This window comes from Vibrio sp. KUL78 (assembly GCF_059725505.1).
The window spans coordinates 899,321-918,134 of sequence record NZ_AP045837.1 but is presented as its reverse complement, the minus strand read 5'-3'; the positions used below and the strand labels follow the sequence as shown (position 1 = coordinate 918,134).

15 protein-coding genes and 1 pseudogene are annotated in these 18,814 nt (G+C 47.1%); 4 read left to right on the top strand and 12 right to left on the bottom strand.

Annotated features, from left to right (window positions below; all coding sequences use genetic code 11):
• Window positions 1-3: 3 nt before the first annotated feature.
• From menE to AC6I8Y_RS04535, 6 genes are all read right to left on the bottom strand, one after another.
• Window positions 4-1,425, bottom strand: a complete 1,422-nt coding sequence (gene menE, locus AC6I8Y_RS04560; protein WP_498020858.1) for an o-succinylbenzoate--CoA ligase — start codon at window positions 1,423-1,425, stop codon at window positions 4-6.
• Window positions 1,425-2,429, bottom strand: a complete 1,005-nt coding sequence (gene menC / locus AC6I8Y_RS04555) for an o-succinylbenzoate synthase (protein ID WP_252013747.1) — start codon at window positions 2,427-2,429, stop codon at window positions 1,425-1,427. The genes menE and menC overlap by 1 nt, the downstream gene beginning before the upstream one ends.
• Window positions 2,430-2,605: 176 nt before the next feature.
• Entirely contained in the window at window positions 2,606-3,472 is an 867-nt protein-coding gene (menB, locus tag AC6I8Y_RS04550; protein ID WP_128649945.1) for a 1,4-dihydroxy-2-naphthoyl-CoA synthase, read from the bottom strand.
• Window positions 3,473-3,484: 12 nt separating this feature from the next.
• Entirely contained in the window at window positions 3,485-4,324 is an 840-nt protein-coding gene (gene menH / locus AC6I8Y_RS04545; RefSeq protein WP_498020857.1) for a 2-succinyl-6-hydroxy-2,4-cyclohexadiene-1-carboxylate synthase, read from the bottom strand.
• A 1-nt stretch (window position 4,325) separates the two neighbouring features.
• A complete protein-coding gene (gene menD / locus AC6I8Y_RS04540; RefSeq protein ID WP_498020856.1) occupies window positions 4,326-6,029 on the bottom strand; it encodes a 2-succinyl-5-enolpyruvyl-6-hydroxy-3-cyclohexene-1-carboxylic-acid synthase in 1,704 nt (567 codons plus the stop codon).
• Window positions 6,026-7,333 carry an isochorismate synthase gene (locus AC6I8Y_RS04535; RefSeq protein WP_498020855.1) on the bottom strand — a complete coding sequence of 436 codons (1,308 nt, stop codon included), beginning with the start codon at window positions 7,331-7,333 and terminating at the stop codon, window positions 6,026-6,028. The genes menD and AC6I8Y_RS04535 overlap by 4 nt, the downstream gene beginning before the upstream one ends.
• Before the next feature lie 228 nt (window positions 7,334-7,561).
• Here AC6I8Y_RS04535 and AC6I8Y_RS04530 point away from each other — a divergent pair, with 228 nt between their 5' ends.
• The 3 genes from AC6I8Y_RS04530 to AC6I8Y_RS04520 all read left to right on the top strand — a co-directional run bounded on the left by AC6I8Y_RS04530 (window position 7,562) and on the right by AC6I8Y_RS04520 (window position 10,810).
• Window positions 7,562-8,776, top strand: coding sequence for a pyridoxal phosphate-dependent aminotransferase (locus AC6I8Y_RS04530; RefSeq protein ID WP_234494276.1), 1,215 nt, complete (start codon window positions 7,562-7,564; stop codon window positions 8,774-8,776).
• A gap of 81 nt (window positions 8,777-8,857) precedes the next feature.
• Entirely contained in the window at window positions 8,858-9,442 is a 585-nt protein-coding gene (gene yfbR, locus AC6I8Y_RS04525) for a 5'-deoxynucleotidase (RefSeq protein WP_234494277.1), read from the top strand.
• Window positions 9,443-9,457: 15 nt separating this feature from the next.
• Window positions 9,458-10,810, top strand: a complete 1,353-nt coding sequence (locus AC6I8Y_RS04520) for an anti-phage deoxyguanosine triphosphatase (protein WP_498020854.1) — start codon at window positions 9,458-9,460, stop codon at window positions 10,808-10,810.
• 12 nt (window positions 10,811-10,822) lie between these two features.
• Here AC6I8Y_RS04520 and AC6I8Y_RS04515 read toward each other — a convergent pair whose 3' ends face one another.
• Window positions 10,823-11,464 (bottom strand): tRNA-uridine aminocarboxypropyltransferase, encoded by a 642-nt coding sequence (locus tag AC6I8Y_RS04515; RefSeq protein ID WP_498020853.1) that lies wholly within the window; start codon window positions 11,462-11,464, stop codon window positions 10,823-10,825.
• Between AC6I8Y_RS04515 and rrtA the strand changes: the two genes are divergently transcribed.
• Window positions 11,463-12,005 carry a rhombosortase gene (gene rrtA, locus AC6I8Y_RS04510; protein WP_498020852.1) on the top strand — a complete coding sequence of 181 codons (543 nt, stop codon included), beginning with the start codon at window positions 11,463-11,465 and terminating at the stop codon, window positions 12,003-12,005. The two genes, AC6I8Y_RS04515 and rrtA, sit on opposite strands and share 2 nt — an antisense overlap.
• 31 nt (window positions 12,006-12,036) lie before the next feature.
• Here rrtA and AC6I8Y_RS04505 read toward each other — a convergent pair whose 3' ends face one another.
• From AC6I8Y_RS04505 to clpX, 5 genes and pseudogenes are all read right to left on the bottom strand, one after another.
• The gene (locus tag AC6I8Y_RS04505; protein ID WP_252013739.1) at window positions 12,037-12,330 is read right to left on the bottom strand and encodes a ComEA family DNA-binding protein; all 294 of its coding nucleotides are present in this window, start codon (window positions 12,328-12,330) and stop codon (window positions 12,037-12,039) included.
• Window positions 12,331-12,506: 176 nt separating this feature from the next.
• Window positions 12,507-14,366, bottom strand: coding sequence for a peptidylprolyl isomerase (gene ppiD, locus AC6I8Y_RS04500; RefSeq protein WP_252013738.1), 1,860 nt, complete (start codon window positions 14,364-14,366; stop codon window positions 12,507-12,509).
• Between the two features lie 185 nt (window positions 14,367-14,551).
• The gene (locus AC6I8Y_RS04495; protein WP_006075676.1) at window positions 14,552-14,824 is read right to left on the bottom strand and encodes an HU family DNA-binding protein; all 273 of its coding nucleotides are present in this window, start codon (window positions 14,822-14,824) and stop codon (window positions 14,552-14,554) included.
• A gap of 194 nt (window positions 14,825-15,018) precedes the next feature.
• Window positions 15,019-17,371, bottom strand: a pseudogene (gene lon / locus AC6I8Y_RS04490) (endopeptidase La).
• A 117-nt stretch (window positions 17,372-17,488) separates the two neighbouring features.
• Window positions 17,489-18,769 (bottom strand): ATP-dependent protease ATP-binding subunit ClpX, encoded by a 1,281-nt coding sequence (gene clpX / locus AC6I8Y_RS04485; protein WP_042474030.1) that lies wholly within the window; start codon window positions 18,767-18,769, stop codon window positions 17,489-17,491.
• Window positions 18,770-18,814: the final 45 nt, after the last annotated feature.

The window sequence follows — 18,814 nt, the reverse complement described above, 5'->3', positions numbered from 1 at the left end:
GGACTATGAAATAACAATAAAATCCGACTGAGCAGACCTTAACCAGGTCTTCACTGCTTTTCTGGAGACCTTAATCCCCGATGAAAGCAGATGTTCCGGCATCTGAACATAGCCAATTGGATGCTTGAACTTAGGTAAATGAGGTCGCAAAATGTCATTCATTGCGACCACCGTTGGTAAACTGTCAGACTGGACTACAGCAATACAACGAGTTCCAAACTCCGTGTCCTCCACGGGAACAACGATGCTTTGGGAAATATCACTCAATTGATTGAGCGCTGCTTCCACCTCCTCACAGTGAACATTTTCGCCACCAGAGATAAACAGGTTATCAGCACGCCCAACCACAACGAGCTCGCCTTGCTCATTCCAACGTCCCAAGTCCTGAGTATCAAACCATCCATCCACTAACTCTAGTTGGCGAAGCGCTCCTTGGACGTAATAGCCCGCGGCTAAGGTATCCCCCGCCACATAGATACGCTCACTCTCCACCTTAATCACACGTCTTGGCAGCAAGTAGCCTGAAGATGGGTGACTATCGACTCGCTTTGCCGTTACCGTCGAAGCGGTCTCTGTCATGCCGTACCCCATCCATGCTTCGATACCTTGCAATTGCGCTTGTTTAATCAGTTCGTGCGGGATGTGACTGCCTCCAAGCAGCACACGCTTTAGTCTGGTAACCCATCCGTTATCGACGATACGCTTTAGTTGAGTAGATACCAATGAGGCATGCGTCACCTTAGCAATATCACTAGCAAAGTCGCCTGACGCAATACGCAGCCCACCACCAGTGACGAGCCAGCGCCAAACGATAGCTAATCCCGAAACATGGAACATAGGCAGGCTGAGCAGCCAGGTATCGCTACTCGAATATTGGAACTTCTCCAATAGCCCCTCTGCTGAGGCGACATGGTGGTTAGCTGAATGTACAACGGCTTTTGGCTGGCCTGTCGAGCCGGACGTAAAGACGATAGATGCGATCGGTGAACCAGGTGGAAGATCTTTAGCTGAACCTAGCAAAGGGCTTTGCTGCGCTTCATCTCTGTCAATGCTATGCAGCGAGTATTCATCGGCGTTTGAAGAGCTGTCAATTCCACCCCAAACACAGGCACTTTCTGTCGGCGGATACAGAGTGTCAAACTTAGCGGTTAGCTGTTCCAGTGGTTGATTGGCGACGAGTGCAGGCACGGCGCCATGCTGCAAGCAAGCAAGGTATCTTAGGACTAGGCTAAGTTCTGAACGTCCAGAAAGGCAGACTACCTTACCCACGTGGACATTTTGATATCGAAGTGTCGACACCAGTCCATCGATTCGTTTTGCAAGCTCGAGCCAAGTAATGGATTCAGTAGCGGTGGTAATGGCAATCTTATTGGGCGCATACCGCGCCCACCTCTCGCAGAGATTCACAAAGGTCGTGTTAGACATTAAGCCGTCGCATGCCCATGAGATTGCCAATATAAAGTTTGCTCAGACAAGGTTTTGACTGGCAATAAACATCCCGGCCAAGGCGTTTCAAGTTGAGCACCAAACAATTGCATGGTATCTAGACCGGGCGTTTCATCAGGCACTTGCCAATGTGACAGCCGAGCCAATTGACCCAACCCAACGCTCGACTCAAGACTTGAGCTAATCACAACTTTGATGGCATGGCTGTTGGCTTCTTCAATCAAACGAATACACTTTTGCACGCTACCAACCAAGGTTGGTTTGATGATCAGAGCTTTAACACCGGTCAGATGTTTTACGGAAAAATCTGGCTCACGTACGGCTGCCTGAAGGGTTTCATCCCAAGCAATGGCGATACCCGTATCAATGGCGAAGGAAACACTGTCTCCTGGGCTCTGGCAAGGCTCTTCAATAAACGCGATACGCTGCCTTAGAGACGGTGATATGTATTTAGCGAACTGCTTGGCTTTATCCAAAGTCCAAGCTCGATTGGCATCAAGCCTTAGGGTTAGATCTGGAATCGACTCTAGGAACAGGCTAACAATCATTCCGTCACGAATCGCTTCGTACAAGCCGACTTTGATCTTAGCGACTTTCTTGCCTTGCATGTTGTTGAGAATTGGAATGAGCTCGTCAGGATCGCCGCTGCATAGCGGCGCAGCACGATAGTTACCTTCGCTAGGTAGGCTGCCTTCGAGTTCCAACAATGCAGCCGACAGACCGAACGCAACTGACGGTACACATTGTTCGATATTGATCTGTTGATGATTGACCCACAGCTCAAGCTGCTCTTGAGCTTGCATGCCAGCCATTTCTAATGATTCTTGACTAAATCCAGGAAGAGGCGCGATTTCTCCCAACGCCGTTTTGCCGCTGTCGCAAAGCTCGACAATCCAGCCCTCTCGGTTGGTAAGTTTTTGATCGCGAAGAATAACACCACTGTCCATAGGCAGACTGTAGCGGTAGAGTTTTGCTTGTCTCATGTTTGTTTCCCACTTCATAAGAAGTTATCACTACCACAGATCTAAATGTGTGGCAGTGAACAATACACCGTATTTAGGCTCGATTTTGCATTAAGAGTTCCAAACAATTGTTGCTCAAAAATGTTGCAAAATGTCACCTTGGTTTGCAGCACAATGAGAGTGCTGCAAGCACTTAATTACGGGTTTCTTGGGAACTTATCGAAGTCTGGGCGACGCTTCTCATTGAAAGCATTACGACCCTCTTGACCCTCTTCGGTCATATAGAACATCATGGTCGCATTACCCGCCAACTCCTGAAGACCTGCTTGGCCATCACAGTCTGCGTTGAGCGCAGCTTTCAGGCAGCGCAGCGCCATAGGGCTGTGTTGCAGCACTTCACGACACCAACGCACTGTCTCTTTTTCTAGGTCCTCGAGAGGCACAACTGTGTTGACTAGCCCCATATCGACAGCTTCTTGCGCATCATAGAAACGGCATAGGAACCAAATTTCACGAGCTTTCTTCTGACCTACAATACGAGCCATATACGACGCGCCCCAGCCGCCATCAAACGAGCCTACTTTAGGGCCAGTTTGACCAAACTGAGCATTCTCTGCTGCGATAGTGAGATCGCACATCATGTGCAGAACGTGACCGCCACCAACAGCCCAACCCGCTACGGATGCAATCACAGGCTTAGGACAGGTACGGATTTGACGTTGGAAGTCCAAAACGTTGAGGTGGTGAGTACCTGAATCATCTTGGTAACCGCCGTAGTCACCACGAACGCTTTGATCACCACCTGAGCAGAACGCCTTCTCACCAAGACCAGTAAGAATGATAACGCCCACGCCTTCGTCATAGCGTGCATCTGCCAACGCCTTAATCATTTCATTGACAGTTCTTGGCGTAAACGCATTGTGTACTTGCGGGCGAGCGATTGTGATTTTTGCAATGCCATCTTTAGATTTGTGATATTTGATCTCTTCAAAATCACCTGTTACATCGGCCCAATCTACGGGTGCGTAAAGCTCTTCTTCTGTTAATCCAACGGTTTTAGCCATGATCTATTCCAATTATTTTATTAAGCCTAAGCTCTTTTGTTCTAGATAGTTACGCAGCTTTGAAGCAAAAGCTTCAGGCTGCTCTTTATGTACATTGTGGCCCGCATTCGCAATCACCTCGGTTTGGAGATTGCTCTCTTTTGCAAGCTCAGTAAATTTGTGGTCAAGCGCCCCGCAGACATACAGCGGGACTCTGCCTTGATTAAACGACAAGGCCTGCACTTGAGGTAGCAAGTAAGGCTGTTTAGCTAGGGAGGTTGCTAGCAGCATGTCACTTAATGCACTCCCAAGGTTAACACTACGCTTGGCAATCAAAAGTTGTCTTTGCTCATGATTTAGTGAGGAAAACACCGGCTGTCGATACCAGTCGGTCAAAACTGCTGCAATCTCTTCATTTCGAAAGCGCTCAGCCCATTGACTATCGTTATCTAAGCGAGCTGTGCGAAGGCTCTCCGTTTCTAATCCAAAATTGCCACCTTCAATAACTAATCCATTAATATTTAACGAGTTAAAGTCATCAGAGTTCGAACGAAAATCGCTCATTAGGTACATCGCCAAACGCGCTCCCAGCGAATAACCGACCAAAGATACCGACACTGTAGTGCCAAGTTTTTGTGCTTCAATACAGTTTAGTATTGTCGCACAAATCATTTTGCAAACTTGGTCAAAACTTTCACCTTTGATGACACAACTTTTCCCATGCCCTGGAAGGTCAATCATCAAGCGAGAGTAATCAGGAAGTGCTTTAGATACGTCTAACCAGTCATCCCCCGCTCCCAGAAAGCCATGTATAAACACCAGAAGTTGCGTGCTTCCTTCAGACTTCGCTGGGGAAAAATGACTTGCTAGCATGTTACTGCGCCACCGATTGGCTCAGTTCACGTATAAGAGTGCTCACTTCGTGAGGATCTGTGGTTACTTCTAACAAAAGCGTACCAATGCCCTTTTCAAGGTGAGTCGACAATGCTTGGCTAAGTTCAGTTGAAGATGTTGGCGCCGCATATTGCAATCCAAACTGCTTTGCTGCGTGTTCAAATCGATAGCCATGAGGCATTTGATAGCACTGCTGTTTGTGCTCTGTGGGTGCTGGCAAAATGTCAAATATCGCACCACCATCATTGTTAGTCACCACAATGATCGATGGCGTACTGACATGAGAAAACAGGGCGAGCGAATTAAGATCGTAAAGCAGCGATGTGTCACCGATATAAAGCACCAACGGGCTTTGGGTACCACGCTGAACCCCAGCCGCCGTTGCGACAAGACCGTCAATACCGGAAGCCCCTCGATTGGTATATGTCTCGATCGATGGAACACCTGTCACCATATCCACCAGCCTAACAATTAGGCTGTTGCCGATAAACAATGCGGTATCTTGCGGTAATTGCTCTATTGTTCTCGCAACATCAAACTCAGTTATGTGGGGTCGCTGAGGTACGTTCTCCAATACACTATGAGATGCGGAAGAAAGCACATCCGCCCACCCCTTGTAGCTACTATTGGAAATCACACTCAACGCAGACTCTAACCAGCTTTGGATATCCGCATGAATAAAGCTCACCCTCAAATGGCTAGGATTCAGCCTATCGAGATAAGGCAACACAACCAAGTAACCGCAACACTCCGACACTTGCCTATCAACCCAAGCCAAAAGACGCTTCGATACCAACCTAGACCCAAATTGAACGATCAAGTCAGTTTCGCTCAGTTTTTGGCTAAGCTTTGCGTTTTGAAGCCACATATCGTAGCACTGCCATTTATCATGAGTACCTGACTGCGGGTCGAACAACACAGGCCATCCCAACAGCACGCCCAAGGCTTTGGCTTTTTCAGCGTCCTCCAAGGTGACATTGCCGACTATGATGGTTCCTTTGTATGAACCAAGATTAAGCGCCGTAATGTCTTCCACATCGACTCTGCTAGGTGATGGTTCTGAATAGGTTACGTAACACTGTTCACTATTCAACCAGGCATCAATTGCCGATAAATAGTCATTAAATGCTGATTTGTCCTCTCCGCCATACAAAGGCTCTGGGAAGGGACAATTAATATGAATGCTCGAGCCTTTCTGCTTTTGCTCTGCAAACGCGTGATCCACGGAGGTCAAAAGCCATGGAAGAGGGACTTGCGTACTTGGGGAAGGTAAATTAAGCGCATGAGTGACATGCTTAGAAAAGATCCCCGATTGCTCGATAGCTTGATTGGCGCCGCAACCAACCAGCTCAACGGGTCTATCTGACGTAAGCAGAACCAGCGGCTCTTTGGTGAGCTTTGATTCCGCGACCGCAGGCAACAAGTTCGCTACAGCGGTTCCCGAAGTCACGATAACCGCAACCGGAGTGTGCGTCGATTTGGCTAGCCCCAGCGCCAAAAAACCTAAACCTCTCTCGTCAAAATGAGTATGCACAGTCATATCAGGATGAGCGACCGCTTCAAGCGTGAGCGGCGTAGAGCGTGAACCTGGCGCGATGCAGATGTGTCTTACACCTTGTCGATAGCATTCTTCTATTAAAACTTGAGTCCAAACCCGATTCAAAGCCGCCTGGTTGAGACTCATGATGCGACTCCCAGCGATGGATTGTCTGAAATAAGGCTCAATAAAGTAGACATCTTCTTATCGAGCTCTTGCCATTCATGAGCCGCAACGGACCCCGGAACAATGCCAGCGCCCGCAAAGAGCTGAACTTCATCTTTCATCAGCAGCGCACTGCGAATCGCGACGCAAAACTCTGCTTTTTCATGGCTTAAATAGCCGACGGAACCGGCATACCAACCACGTGCAAAGGGTTCATTCTCTTGGATATAGGCCAGTGCTTCGCTACGCGGCAAGCCCGCTACTGCGGCCGTTGGTTGCAGAGCTTGCAGAAGCTGAACCGCATTGATGCCCTTACTAAGCTGAGCGACGATATTGCGTTTAAGGTGTTGCACTTTACGCAGACGAACTAGACGCAGTTTTCTCTCTAGATGCACCTCACTCGAGTGTGGGGCAAGGCTCTGCAAGATGTCATCAACCACATATTGGTTCTCATTGATGTTCTTAAGATCTTGGGTCAACCAATTGGCAAGCTCCATATCTTGCGCGGCATTGTCGCCACGACCGATGGTCCCCGCTAGCGCTTCAGTCTCAAGTTGCTGACCAACGCGGCGATATAAACGCTCCGGTGTGGAGCCTACAAACGCAAGTTCCTTTGATAACGCCATGAGAAAGTGAAAGCTATGGTGGTTTTCACGATAACTTGCTTTGAGAAGCTGTGCCGGTGAAATAGGGTCTTTGATGTCAATCGTGGTTTTGCGCGCTAACACCACTTTTTTGAATCTGTCTTCTTCAATCCCCGTTAACACATCATCGACCAGGTCATGCCACTGCTGCTCGTTTGGTGTATGTGTCATGCCAACAATAGAGGTTGCCAGGGGTGGCAGCTCTGTCACGTCCGCCATCAATTGCTTGAGCGCACCGATCGCCTTATCGACGCTCATACTGATGTTGACTGCGATGCGCCAAGAGGTGTCAAAACGGATTAACTCGATTTGAGGAAGAAAGAAGAAAGCCGACATACAACGCCTGTTTTTATCGGTGTGCCCATCAAATGAGCGACCACCCCAAACGCGTTGGTTATCCGCGAGAATGGCGTAGGCAGGGGACGCTTCTGAGAAAGTGTGCAACTGACCCAGCGCGACGACCTCTTCACGCGTATCACGTGACTGCCAATAGAATTTTGGAAAGTGAGGTTGAGCTTCTAGCCAATCAATGCAATGAAACTTCGGATGACCCTGTATTTCTTGCTCAATGCGCTTGCAACCTTGTGGTGCCTGTTCGAGCTTGCTGATAAGCTGAGCGATAGCCGTTGTTAACTGAGACAAATCAACCTCATAACCTTAAAATTTGTTTCTATATACACGAAATACTCTATTTCTACCAAACGCATAGATCAAGCAACAAGCTGTTTTATTGCTCGCAATGTTAACCTGCTCAGTACAACCCTATTCATACCGTCTCTTTATTTTCCACTTTTAGCAGATTTATATTCTTTCAAATGCCAATTTGGTGTAATTTAGTAAAGAAATTATCGAATTTTTAGGAATATAACAATGAAAAATATCGGGATGTCGTCAAAACTCGATAATGTCTGCTACGACATTAGGGGACCTGTACTCAAACATGCTAAACGCATGGAGGAAGAGGGACATAAAATACTGAAACTCAATATCGGTAATCCCGCCCCATTTGGTTTTGACGCCCCTGATGAAATTTTAGTCGATGTCATCAGAAACCTACCGACTTCTCAAGGTTATTGCGATTCCAAAGGTATATACTCCGCTCGAAAAGCGGTAGTTCAACATTACCAACGCAAAGGCATTCGCAGTCTAGACGTCGAAGATGTTTACATCGGTAATGGTGTATCTGAGCTTATTGTAATGGCGATGCAAGCACTGTTAAACAACGGGGATGAAATGTTAGTTCCCGCTCCTGATTATCCACTTTGGACGGCAGCGGTATCCTTGTCTGGCGGTAACCCGGTTCACTACCTGTGTGATGAAGAAGCAGATTGGTATCCAGACCTAGATGACATCAAGAAGAAAATCACACCGAAAACACGTGGCATCGTGCTTATCAACCCGAACAATCCAACGGGCGCAGTATACAGTCGCGACTTTCTGCTCGAAGTGATTGAGATTGCTCGCCAACATAAGCTGATCATTTTTGCCGATGAGATCTACGATAAGGTGCTCTACGACGGAGCAACGCACACCTCAGTCGCGACCTTGACGGAAGATGTGCTGGTTGTGACCTTTAATGGTCTTTCGAAATCGTACCGTGTGTGTGGGTTCCGCGGCGGTTGGATGTTCATGACCGGCCCTAAAGAGTACGCCACGGGCTATATTGCAGGTCTAGAGATGCTTGCTTCAATGCGTTTATGCGCCAATGTGCCTATGCAGCATGCCATTCAAACTGCTCTTGGTGGTTATCAGAGTATTAATGAACTCATATTACCTGGCGGTCGCCTACTTGAGCAGCGTGATAAGGCCTATGATCTAATCACACAGATACCGGGAATTTCTTGTGTGAAGCCTAAAGGTGCGATGTACCTGTTCCCGAAAATTGATACCAAGATGTACAACATCAAGGATGACCAAAAAATGGTGCTCGATTTCCTTAAACAGGAAAAAGTACTGTTGGTTCAGGGGACTGGCTTCAACTGGCCGAAGCCGGATCACTTCAGAATCGTCACACTTCCTCATGTGGAAGATCTTGAAATGGCCATCGGTCGATTTGAAAAATTCCTGTCTACCTATAGCCAGTAACTCTTTCATATTTCAGCCATAAAGCCTATTCTTAATACGCGCCAAACTGTCACTCTGGCGCGTATTAAGGGGATTCGCTGTATGAAAGAAAGTCATTTTTTCGCTCACCTTGCTCGCATGAAGCTGATCCAGCGTTGGCCACTTATGCGCTCTGTCTCTACTGAAAACATCTCAGAACATAGCCTCCAAGTTGCCTTCGTCGCCCATGCGCTAGCCATCATCAAAAATAAGAAATTTGGCGGCAATACCAATCCAGAGCGTATTGCAATCTTAGCCATGTATCATGACACGAGTGAAGTATTGACTGGGGACCTCCCTACTCCGGTTAAGTACTACAACCCTGAAATAGCGAAAGAATACAAAAAGATAGAAGCGGCAGCCGAGCAAAAGTTGTTATCGCTTCTTCCTGAAGAGTTCCAAGAAGACTTTCGACCTTTCCTGATTTCAGATGCCGCATACGAAGAGGATACTCAGATCGTCAAGCAGGCGGATTCTATCTGTGCTTACCTTAAGTGCCTTGAAGAGCTGAGCGCGGGTAACCACGAATACGCGCTAGCAAAAAAGCGTTTGGACCAGACCTTACAGGAGAGAAAAACGCCAGAAATGGATTACTTTCTGAATACGTTTGCTCCTAGCTTTGAATTATCGTTGGATGAAATCAGCTAGCATTTAGGAGAGAGCATGAATCACAAAAATCCCTTGCTAAGTGCAGCCACTCTTGAGCAACTGGATGTCTGGCAAGCAAGACACAGTGATGAACACAAGCTGAGAAGAAACGATCACCGCGATCCATTCCAGCGTGATAGGGCGAGAATCCTCCATTCAGCCGCGTTTCGTCGCCTGCAGGCTAAAACCCAGGTCCATGGCACTGGGGTGAATGACTTTCATCGAACTCGACTTACCCACTCACTTGAAGCGGCTCAAATTGGCTCAGGAATTGTGGCGCAATTACGACAAAAACAGCCCGAATTCGATGCATTGTTACCATGTGACGCCCTGATTGAAGCGCTCTGTTTAGCGCATGACATTGGCCACCCTCCCTATGGGCACGGTGGGGAAGTCGCGCTTAATTACATGATGCGAGAGTACGGTGGCTTTGAGGGTAATGCACAAACATTCCGAATCGTCACTCAACTCGAACCCTATACGGAATCACACGGGATGAACTTAACCAGGAGAACCTTGTTAGGCCTGTTGAAGTACCCCGCCCCCCTCAGTCAAACGTGTTCTGACAAACTGCCTCAACCTGTTGCCCATCAGCGTCAGCTTAAAGCCAAAGACTGGTCGCCAGCCAAAGGCATCTACGACAAAGATGACGCTCAATTCGATTGGGTACTGCAACCATTAACGCCATCCGATAAAGCGCTGTTTCAAACCATGCGCCCTGGAAAAACATCGACAAATGGCCACCGCAAGACACAATTTAAGTCTCTTGATTGTTCGATCATGGAGCTTGCTGATGACATCGCCTACGGTGTGCACGATCTTGAAGATGCCATTGTACTTGAGCTCGTCAATAAAGAGCGTTGGCAACTGAGTGCTGCAGAGGCATTAAAGAAACTAGAGCCCAACTGGTTAACCGAGAACATCGACTCCATTTCTGAACTGCTGTTTTCTGGTAAGCACTATGAACGTAAAGATGCCATTGGCGGCATTGTAAACGCACTTTTGACCAGCATTGAAGTAAGAGCCGTCGTTAACAATCAATTCGAGAGCCCACTGCTTGCATACAACGCATACCTTGAGGAAGGTATGGCTGCAGTGCTTGACGTTCTTAAGCAGTTCGTCAGCGACTATGTGATTCAGGTACCACGGGTACAAATATTCGAGTACAGAGGCCAGCAAATCATAATGGATTTGTTTGAGGCATTCAGCGCTGACCCAGAACGACTATTACCGGAGTCGACGTGTAACTTATGGAAAAAAGCGTGCGGGCAACACGACGATGGTATGCGCGTTATCGCCGATTATGTCTCGGCAATGACAGATGGCTATGCTCAAAAGATGCATCAACAGTTGTTTGCTGCAAGCTAGTTTTCTATCGCCTTATTTATTATCGCGATGTTTTTGAGCGCAATGTTTTTGAACACAATAGTTTCGTTCGAAAACGCCTTCTGGCATGTTTTTGATTTGAAAGCCAATCATCTCGTTAAATGCATTAACAAGGGGTGTAAAGTCGATGTTGGGCTCAATCGTTTCAAGTAAGTGAAACCCAGCCTCTACGGTCGATAGCGCATTGCTCGACGGTGCTTTGCGAATACGGTAATCACCAATAAGATCATCGGCCAACTTTACCAAAGGCAATGAATGTAGGTTGGTAGACAGCTTCCACATTTTAAATGCCTTTTTCCATGTACCGTCCAGTAATATCACTCTAAGAGGCTTGCTCTCACTATCATCAGCTAGAGTCTCTGCCGGCAGTGCTCCTTCACCGGGGTAAAGCACAACGGTACGATAATCTTTGTCATCAATTAAGGCATTTAACTCAGTGTGTTGACTGAAATCCTCACCAACAAATAAAGAGGCATTGCCAAGGGACAGAGACAGAATTCGAGCGCTGCCCAAGGGGCGTTTTTCTTCGCTAGTATGCTGCAAAATGATCAATTGTGTGTCACAGTGGATGGGCTCTATCCACTGACATATACACGCCCGCTTTGCTTTGAGGCATTTTGGACAATAACGAGACATGGACACTTCTTTCGTCATAAGGCTATCGCTGTTTAGTTTTCTCTGCGCTTTGCTTCAACTGCCCACGCTTCAAGAGTGGGTTGAATGGAATAAACTAGCCATCTATTCGGGCCAGTGGTGGCGGATAGTAACAGGAAACTTCTCCCACACCAACTTAGCACACCTTGCAATGAACCTAGCCGGTCTTTGGGTTATTTGCTACCTGTTTCGTCCTAGATGGCGCACTCTAGTCGCCGTCGTTTTAGCCAGTGCGACTATCATAGGTACAGGGCTGTTGATGACGTCTTTAGGTCAATATCTTGGCCTGTCCGGTGTACTGCATGCCGTCTTCGCCTTCTGGGCGTTGAAAGAAGCCTTAGAAGGAAGGCGATCCAGTTGGTTACTCGTCATAGGTGGGGTTGCTAAGGTAAGTTGGGAGTCGATTTATGGTGCCTCCGTCGCCACAGCAACACTAATAGAGGCCAATGTGGCGACCCAAGCACATGCCATTGGATTGATGGCAGGCTTGGGTCTTACACTTTACTACCACTATCGTAGATGAGGTGTATCTCCGATATAGCGAACTGAAGCCGCTATAGAATAATACGGTCGCGATTCTTCTCGACCGTCGCAGCACCAATACCTTTCACCTGAGTGAGATCGTCGGCAGACTTGAACTTACCGTTGGCTTCTCGATAATCAACTATCTTTTGTGCCTTATCGATTCCAATCCCTTTAAGAAGCTCTGCAAGCTCCTCTGGCTCCGCTTGGTTGATATTCACAGTTATCTCTATCCCTTCTAACTTATCACCTTCAGAGGCCCAAAGAGAGCCTATAGGAGCGACGAGTAAAGCGATAGCAAGCCAGATTGACGTAATTAGTTTCATGATAATCCCTATTTGTTTTGGTGTTCGAGTGAGCCAAGTTAAGGGATAAGTGTGAGAGAGGAAGTCATTGGAGCAGAAACTATAACGGACTGCAGAAGCAGTCCGTTATTATTTGATTATCAGTTACATTCTTATGTGAACGCAACCACATCTATGCGGCCATTACCGCTCGCCTGTTACTGAGCGTCTAGGAAGTACTCGATCTCAGTATTGCTGCGCAAAATCGCGATAACTGAAGTCAGATCTTTCTGAGTGGCTTCACGCGCCATTTGTGCACCAATTTGCTCATTGTAAGCATTGTCGTAATCAGACGCCACTTTGCTCAGCTCTACGACCACAATATTGCCTTGCATGTCTTTAGTTTGAGCAAAGGTTGCTGCACCTTCTTCAGGCTTAGACATAGCAAATACAGTGCCCGCTAGTGGTGAGCTGCGGTCGATCGTCTCTAGCTCGCCAAACACTAGGCTATTTGCATCTAGAGTATCTGTCTTACCTTCTTTTAGGTCATTAACCAGTTGAACACCAAGCTCCATTGCCGCTTGTTCGCCTTTTACTTTCGCTAGCTGTGTTTCAACCTGTTCTTTCACTTCTTCTAAAGGAAGAACCGTTTGATCACGAACGTCGTCCACACGAACCACAATGATGTGCTCAGGTGCGATTTCCATTGCCTCTGAGTTAAGACCATCTTCTTTCACTTCAGGAGACTCTAGTGCTTGCATAACGGCAGGCGATCTTAGGATCTCAGGTGCGTCAACTTGAGAGATGAAGTCCGTTGTGACGACTTTTTGGTTTACGGCTTTTGCTGCATCATCCAAAGAGTCTGGGTATTCAAAGGCAACTTTCTCTAGCTCATTTTGAAGGCTGTAGAACTCATCAATCGCTACCTGGTCACGCAGTTCTGCGATGATTTCGTCTTTCACTTCAGCAAGAGGCTTAGACTCAGAAGCTTTTACCGCATCCAGTTTGATGATGTGGTAGCCAAAGTCAGATTTCACTAGACCCGTGCGGTCACCAACATTAGCAAGCGAAAATGCCGCTTCTTCAAATGCTGGGTCCATGACATCACGCTCAATCCAGCCTAGAGAGCCACCTTCTTCAGAGCTACCAATGTCTTCAGATTTCTCTTTCGCAACTGTCGCGAAATCGGCACCCGCATTTAGCTCGTCAAGAATAGCTTGAGCTTTCGCTTCGTCGTCACCTTGAACTAGGATATGGCTGACTTCACGCTGTTCAGACGTTGAGTACTTGTCTAAGTGCTCATCGTAGTACTGCTGCACATCCGCATCGGTGACTTCAACGCTGTCTTTTAGCGCTTGCGCAGATAGCTCGATGTAAGACACTTTTACTTGCTCTGGGCGAGTAAATTGAACTGGGTTTTCGTCGTAATACTGTTGAATCTCTTCTTCAGTAATCGTCGCTTTGTTAGCAAACTCTTCAAGAGAAAGAGTCAGCGTTTTGATATCACGCGTTTGAGTTAACAGCTTGCCTTGAGATTCAATTTCACTCGGAAGTGTAAACTCACTGCCTTGCAGTGCACTTAGCAGTTGGTTACGAACTAGGTCACGGCGAAGGTATTCAGCAAAGCTGTCTGCGCTGAAGCCAGCACGGCGAAGCGTTGCTTGATAGATTTCTGGGTCGAACTTGCCGTCGTTTTGGAACTGAGGCATTTCTAGCATCATTGTACGAATTTGAGCATCGCTAATACGAAGACCCAAAGACTCTGCATGTTGCTCAAGAAGGACATCGTCAATCATGCGGTCCAGAACAGATTTACGGAAAGAAGCGACATAGCTTGGATCGCCAAGTAGAGTCGAGAAGTACTCGCCCATTTGCGATTGCATACGATTACGCTCGTTTTGATACGCTTGCTCAAACTCGCCACGACCGATCTCAACATTACCCACTTTTGCAGCTGTGTTGCCAATACCGCCTGCGATATAGCTGCCTACACCTGCAAACACAAAAGATAGAATAATGAGTCCTAGGATAATTTTAACCGCGATGCTATTCACGCCTTCGCGAATTCGCTCCATCATAATTTTATTACTCTCCAGATAGGAAGGGTTATCTTCTACTGCTTGGGATAATATCAGAAAAAGAAATGCGCATCAGTAAGATGCGCATATTTAAAAAAGGTTCGACTTTTTTTGTCGATTAAGCTTGTTGAAAGCTTAATTTTTGTACAGTTAATGCAAGGTTTGCGACTAACTGCAACAAAAGATTAGTTACAAGCGTCTTTAAGCGCTTTACCTGCTTTGAATGCAGGAACTTTAGCTTCAGAGATTTGGATCTCTTCACCAGTTTTTGGGTTACGACCAGTACGCGCTGCACGAGTACGAACGCTGAATGTACCAAAGCCAACTAGAGCCACTTGATCACCTTCTTCTAGAGTAGTGCTCACTGCTTCGATGAAAGCGTCTAGTGCACGGCCAGCTGAAGCTTTAGATAGATCTGCGTTCTCTGCGATTTTTTCCACTAATTGTGTTTTATTCACTGTGTTTCCCCTTTCTGTTACCAGATTATTATTTTTAAAAGGTAACGTTAGTTCCATTCTCGTAGTTAAAGACTCCAAGCCTTGTCTATCAAGGGCTTCGGAGTTACATAGCTAAAGTTAGTGCCACAAAAAAACGCTGACAAGCTTTTTTTACCTATCAGCGTATTTCTTTTACCTAAATTTGGGGCACATCACTATTTTACAGGTTCAAACGCCGCTCCAAGCGGTGCTCGCTCTAGTGCTACCTCAAGAACTTCGTCAATCCATTGAACTGGAATCACTTTTAGATCCGCGATAACGTTGTCAGGAATCTCTTCCAGATCACGCTCGTTATCTTTAGGAATCAACACCGTTTTGATACCACCACGGTGCGCCGCTAGCAGCTTTTCCTTCAGACCACCGATTGGAAGCACTTCACCACGCAGAGTAATTTCACCTGTCATGGCTACCTCAGCTTTTACTGGGTTGCCAGTCAGGCTAGAAACAAGCGCAGTACACATCGCGATACCCGCACTTGGGCCATCTTTTGGTGTTGCACCTTCAGGTACGTGAACGTGGATATCACGCTTCTCGTAAAAGTCAGTGTTAATACCAAGTTTTTCAGCGCGCGAACGTACTACCGTCATTGCCGCCTGAATCGACTCTTGCATAACGTCGCCAAGCGAACCCGTTTGCGTCAGCTTACCTTTACCCACCATCGCTTCTGTTTCGATGGTCAGTAGATCGCCGCCCACTTCTGTCCACGCTAGGCCTGTCACCTGACCAATGCGGTTGCTGTCATCAGCTTTACCGTAGTCAAAGCGCTGTACGCCAAGATATTCTTTCAGATTGCCTTGGTTGACCGTCACTTTCTTCAGGTCTGGATCAAGCAGGATGTTCTTCACTGCTTTACGACAGATCTTCGAGATTTCACGCTCTAGGCTACGTACGCCCGCTTCACGAGTGTAGTAACGGATGATGCCGATGATCGCTGAGTCTTCAATTTCAATCTCGTGCGCTTTCAGGCCATTGCGTTGTACCTGTTTAGAAACAAGGTGACGCTTCGCAATGTTTAGCTTTTCATCTTCGGTGTAGCCCGACAGACGAATCACTTCCATACGGTCCAAAAGTGGGCCCGGAATGTTCATCGAGTTCGATGTCGCCACAAACATCACATCCGAGAGATCGTAGTCGACCTCTAGATAGTGGTCGTTAAATGCATTGTTCTGCTCTGGGTCCAGAACCTCAAGCAGTGCAGAAGACGGATCGCCACGCATGTCCGATGACATCTTATCGATCTCATCAAGTAGGAATAGCGGGTTCTTAACGCCTACCTTAGACATCTTCTGGATAAGCTTACCTGGCATCGAACCAATGTAAGTACGACGGTGACCACGGATTTCCGCTTCATCACGCACGCCGCCCAGCGCCATACGCACGTACTTACGACCCGTTGCTGCCGCAATAGAGCGACCAAGAGAGGTTTTACCCACACCTGGAGGACCAACAAGACATAGGATAGGACCCTTAAGCTTATTGATGCGGTTTTGCACGGCTAAGTACTCAAGGATGCGTTCTTTAACGCGTTCCAAACCATAGTGGTCTTCGTTCAGTACTTCTTCAGCTTTCGCTAGGTTTTTCTTAACCTTAGAGCGCTTCGCCCACGGTACACCTACCATCCAATCGATGTAGCTGCGTACCACAGTGGCTTCAGCGGACATTGGAGACATCATCTTAAGCTTTTGAAGCTCTTGTTCTGTCTTCTCTTTCGCTTCCGCTGGCATTTTCGATTCTTCGATTTTTGCTTTTAGCGTCTCGAACTCATCCGGCGCATCATCAAGGTCACCCAACTCTTTTTTGGATAGCCTTCATTTGCTCGTTGAGGTAGTACTCGCGCTGTGATTTCTCCATCTGCTTCTTAACGCGACCACGGATTCGTTTCTCAACTTGTAATAAGTCAATCTCCGACTCCATTTGCCCCATTAGGAATTCAAGACGCTCTGTCACATCCAGCAATTCAAGCACTTGTTGCTTGTCAGCGAGTTTCAACGGCATGTGCGCAGCGATAGTGTCGGCAAGACGGGCTGCTTCATCGATACCACCTAGAGAGGTCAGTACCTCTGGTGGGATTTTTTTGTTCAACTTGATGAAGCCTTCAAATTGGTCAATGGCACTGCGCACAATGACTTCTTCTTCGCGTTCTTCAAGCTCTGGAGTAATTAGGAATTCTGCATCCGCAACGAAAAAGTCTTCATCACGGTAACTGCTGATGTTTGCTCGCTGTTGACCCTCAACAAGCACCTTCACTGTACCGTCAGGAAGTTTTAGTAGCTGCAGGATCGTAGCAACAGTACCCGTGGTATACAGGTCATCAATGGTTGGCTCTTCAGTATCTGCTTCTTTTTGAGCTACTAGGAGTACTTGTTTGTCATTGTCCATCGCTGCTTCTAAACAGCTGATCGACTTTTCGCGGCCAACAAACAAAGGAATCACCATGTGTGGGTATACCACAACGTCGCGCAGAGGCAATACCGGGATTTCTATACGCTCGGAACGTTCCAAGTTCATATTATTCTCTCTTCCGCTTAGTATTATTTTCAGTATATGGGGGCGTATTCGTTGGATTCAATAAAGAAATAAAAAAAGGAGGTAATGATTACCTCCTTTTTGAGTGAACTTGGCAAATTACTCTGCGCTTGCCACTTGATTGTCGTTGTTGGTGTAGATAAGTAGCGGTTCTGACTCACCATTTATCACACTTTCGTCGATAACCACCTTGCTTACATCTGTTGCCGATGGAAGCTCATACATGGTCTCAAGAAGCACACCTTCAAGAATTGAACGCAGACCACGAGCACCTGTTTTACGCTCCATCGCTTTAGCAGCGATCGCACGCAGTGCATCTTCGCGGAACTCAAGTTCAACACCTTCAAGCTCGAACAAGGCACCGTACTGCTTAGTAAGGGCGTTTTTAGGCTCGTTCAAGATTTGAATCAGCGCGTCTTCATCCAGCTCAGTCAATGTTGTCGTGACTGGAAGACGGCCGATGAACTCAGGGATAAGGCCGTATTTAACCAAATCTTCTGGCTCAACTTGAGTGAACAACTCACCAACGGTTTTAGTTTCGTCTTTAGAGCGAACTTCCGCACCAAAGCCAATACCAGTTCCCGTTGCTACACGCTGGTCAATCACTTTATCTAGACCGGCAAATGCACCGCCACAGATAAATAGGATCTTAGATGTGTCCACTTGCAAGAACTCTTGCTGTGGATGCTTACGACCACCTTGAGGTGGAACAGAAGCAATCGTACCTTCAACCAGTTTTAGCAGTGCTTGCTGCACACCTTCACCGGATACATCGCGCGTAATTGATGGGTTTTCTGCTTTGCGTGAGATCTTGTCGATTTCATCGATATAAACGATACCACGCTCTGCTTTTGCTACGTCGTAGTCGCACTTTTGCAGCAGTTTCTGAATGATGTTTTCTACGTCTTCACCAACATAACCTGCTTCGGTTAGTGTTGTTGCGTCGGCCATAGTGAATGGAACATCAAGGAAACGAGCAAGCGTCTCAGCAAGCAGCGTTTTACCACTACCTGTTGGACCGATAAGGAGGATGTTACTCTTACCGAGTTCAACACCGTCTGCCGTAGTATCACCATTGCGCAAGCGCTTATAGTGGTTGTATACGGCAACAGAGAGAACTTTCTTCGCATAGTCTTGGCCGATTACGTAATCGTCTAGGTGCGCGCGAATGTCTCTTGGCGTTGGCAACGCTTCAGATTCCTTCTTCGGCAGCACATCTTTGATCTCTTCGCGGATAATGTCGTTGCACAAGTCAACGCATTCATCGCAAATGTAAACAGACGGACCTGCGATTAGCTTGCGAACTTCGTGCTGACTTTTGCCACAGAAAGAGCAGTACAATAGTTTACCACTACCGCCCTCTTTGCTTTTATCTGTCATTCGCTAACCTCTTAGCCTTTACTTTCTATGTTTTGAGTGTATATC

Excerpts from the sequence above, each read along its gene's own strand:
- menH (WP_498020857.1), bottom strand. The coding sequence starts at position 4,324 with ATGCTAGCAAGTCATTTTTCCCCAGCGAAGTCTGAAGGAAGCACGCAA.
- AC6I8Y_RS04505 (WP_252013739.1), bottom strand. The coding sequence starts at position 12,330 with ATGAAACTAATTACGTCAATCTGGCTTGCTATCGCTTTACTCGTCGCT.
- AC6I8Y_RS04530 (WP_234494276.1), top strand. The coding sequence starts at position 7,562 with ATGAAAAATATCGGGATGTCGTCAAAACTCGATAATGTCTGCTACGAC.
- menC (WP_252013747.1), bottom strand. The coding sequence starts at position 2,429 with ATGAGACAAGCAAAACTCTACCGCTACAGTCTGCCTATGGACAGTGGT.
- AC6I8Y_RS04520 (WP_498020854.1), top strand. The coding sequence starts at position 9,458 with ATGAATCACAAAAATCCCTTGCTAAGTGCAGCCACTCTTGAGCAACTG.
- clpX (WP_042474030.1), bottom strand. The coding sequence starts at position 18,769 with ATGACAGATAAAAGCAAAGAGGGCGGTAGTGGTAAACTATTGTACTGC.
- rrtA (WP_498020852.1), top strand. The coding sequence starts at position 11,463 with ATGGACACTTCTTTCGTCATAAGGCTATCGCTGTTTAGTTTTCTCTGC.
- menB (WP_128649945.1), bottom strand. The coding sequence starts at position 3,472 with ATGGCTAAAACCGTTGGATTAACAGAAGAAGAGCTTTACGCACCCGTA.
- AC6I8Y_RS04515 (WP_498020853.1), bottom strand. The coding sequence starts at position 11,464 with ATGTCTCGTTATTGTCCAAAATGCCTCAAAGCAAAGCGGGCGTGTATA.
- yfbR (WP_234494277.1), top strand. The coding sequence starts at position 8,858 with ATGAAAGAAAGTCATTTTTTCGCTCACCTTGCTCGCATGAAGCTGATC.
- menE (WP_498020858.1), bottom strand. The coding sequence starts at position 1,425 with ATGTCTAACACGACCTTTGTGAATCTCTGCGAGAGGTGGGCGCGGTAT.
- ppiD (WP_252013738.1), bottom strand. The coding sequence starts at position 14,366 with ATGATGGAGCGAATTCGCGAAGGCGTGAATAGCATCGCGGTTAAAATT.
- menD (WP_498020856.1), bottom strand. The coding sequence starts at position 6,029 with ATGAGTCTCAACCAGGCGGCTTTGAATCGGGTTTGGACTCAAGTTTTA.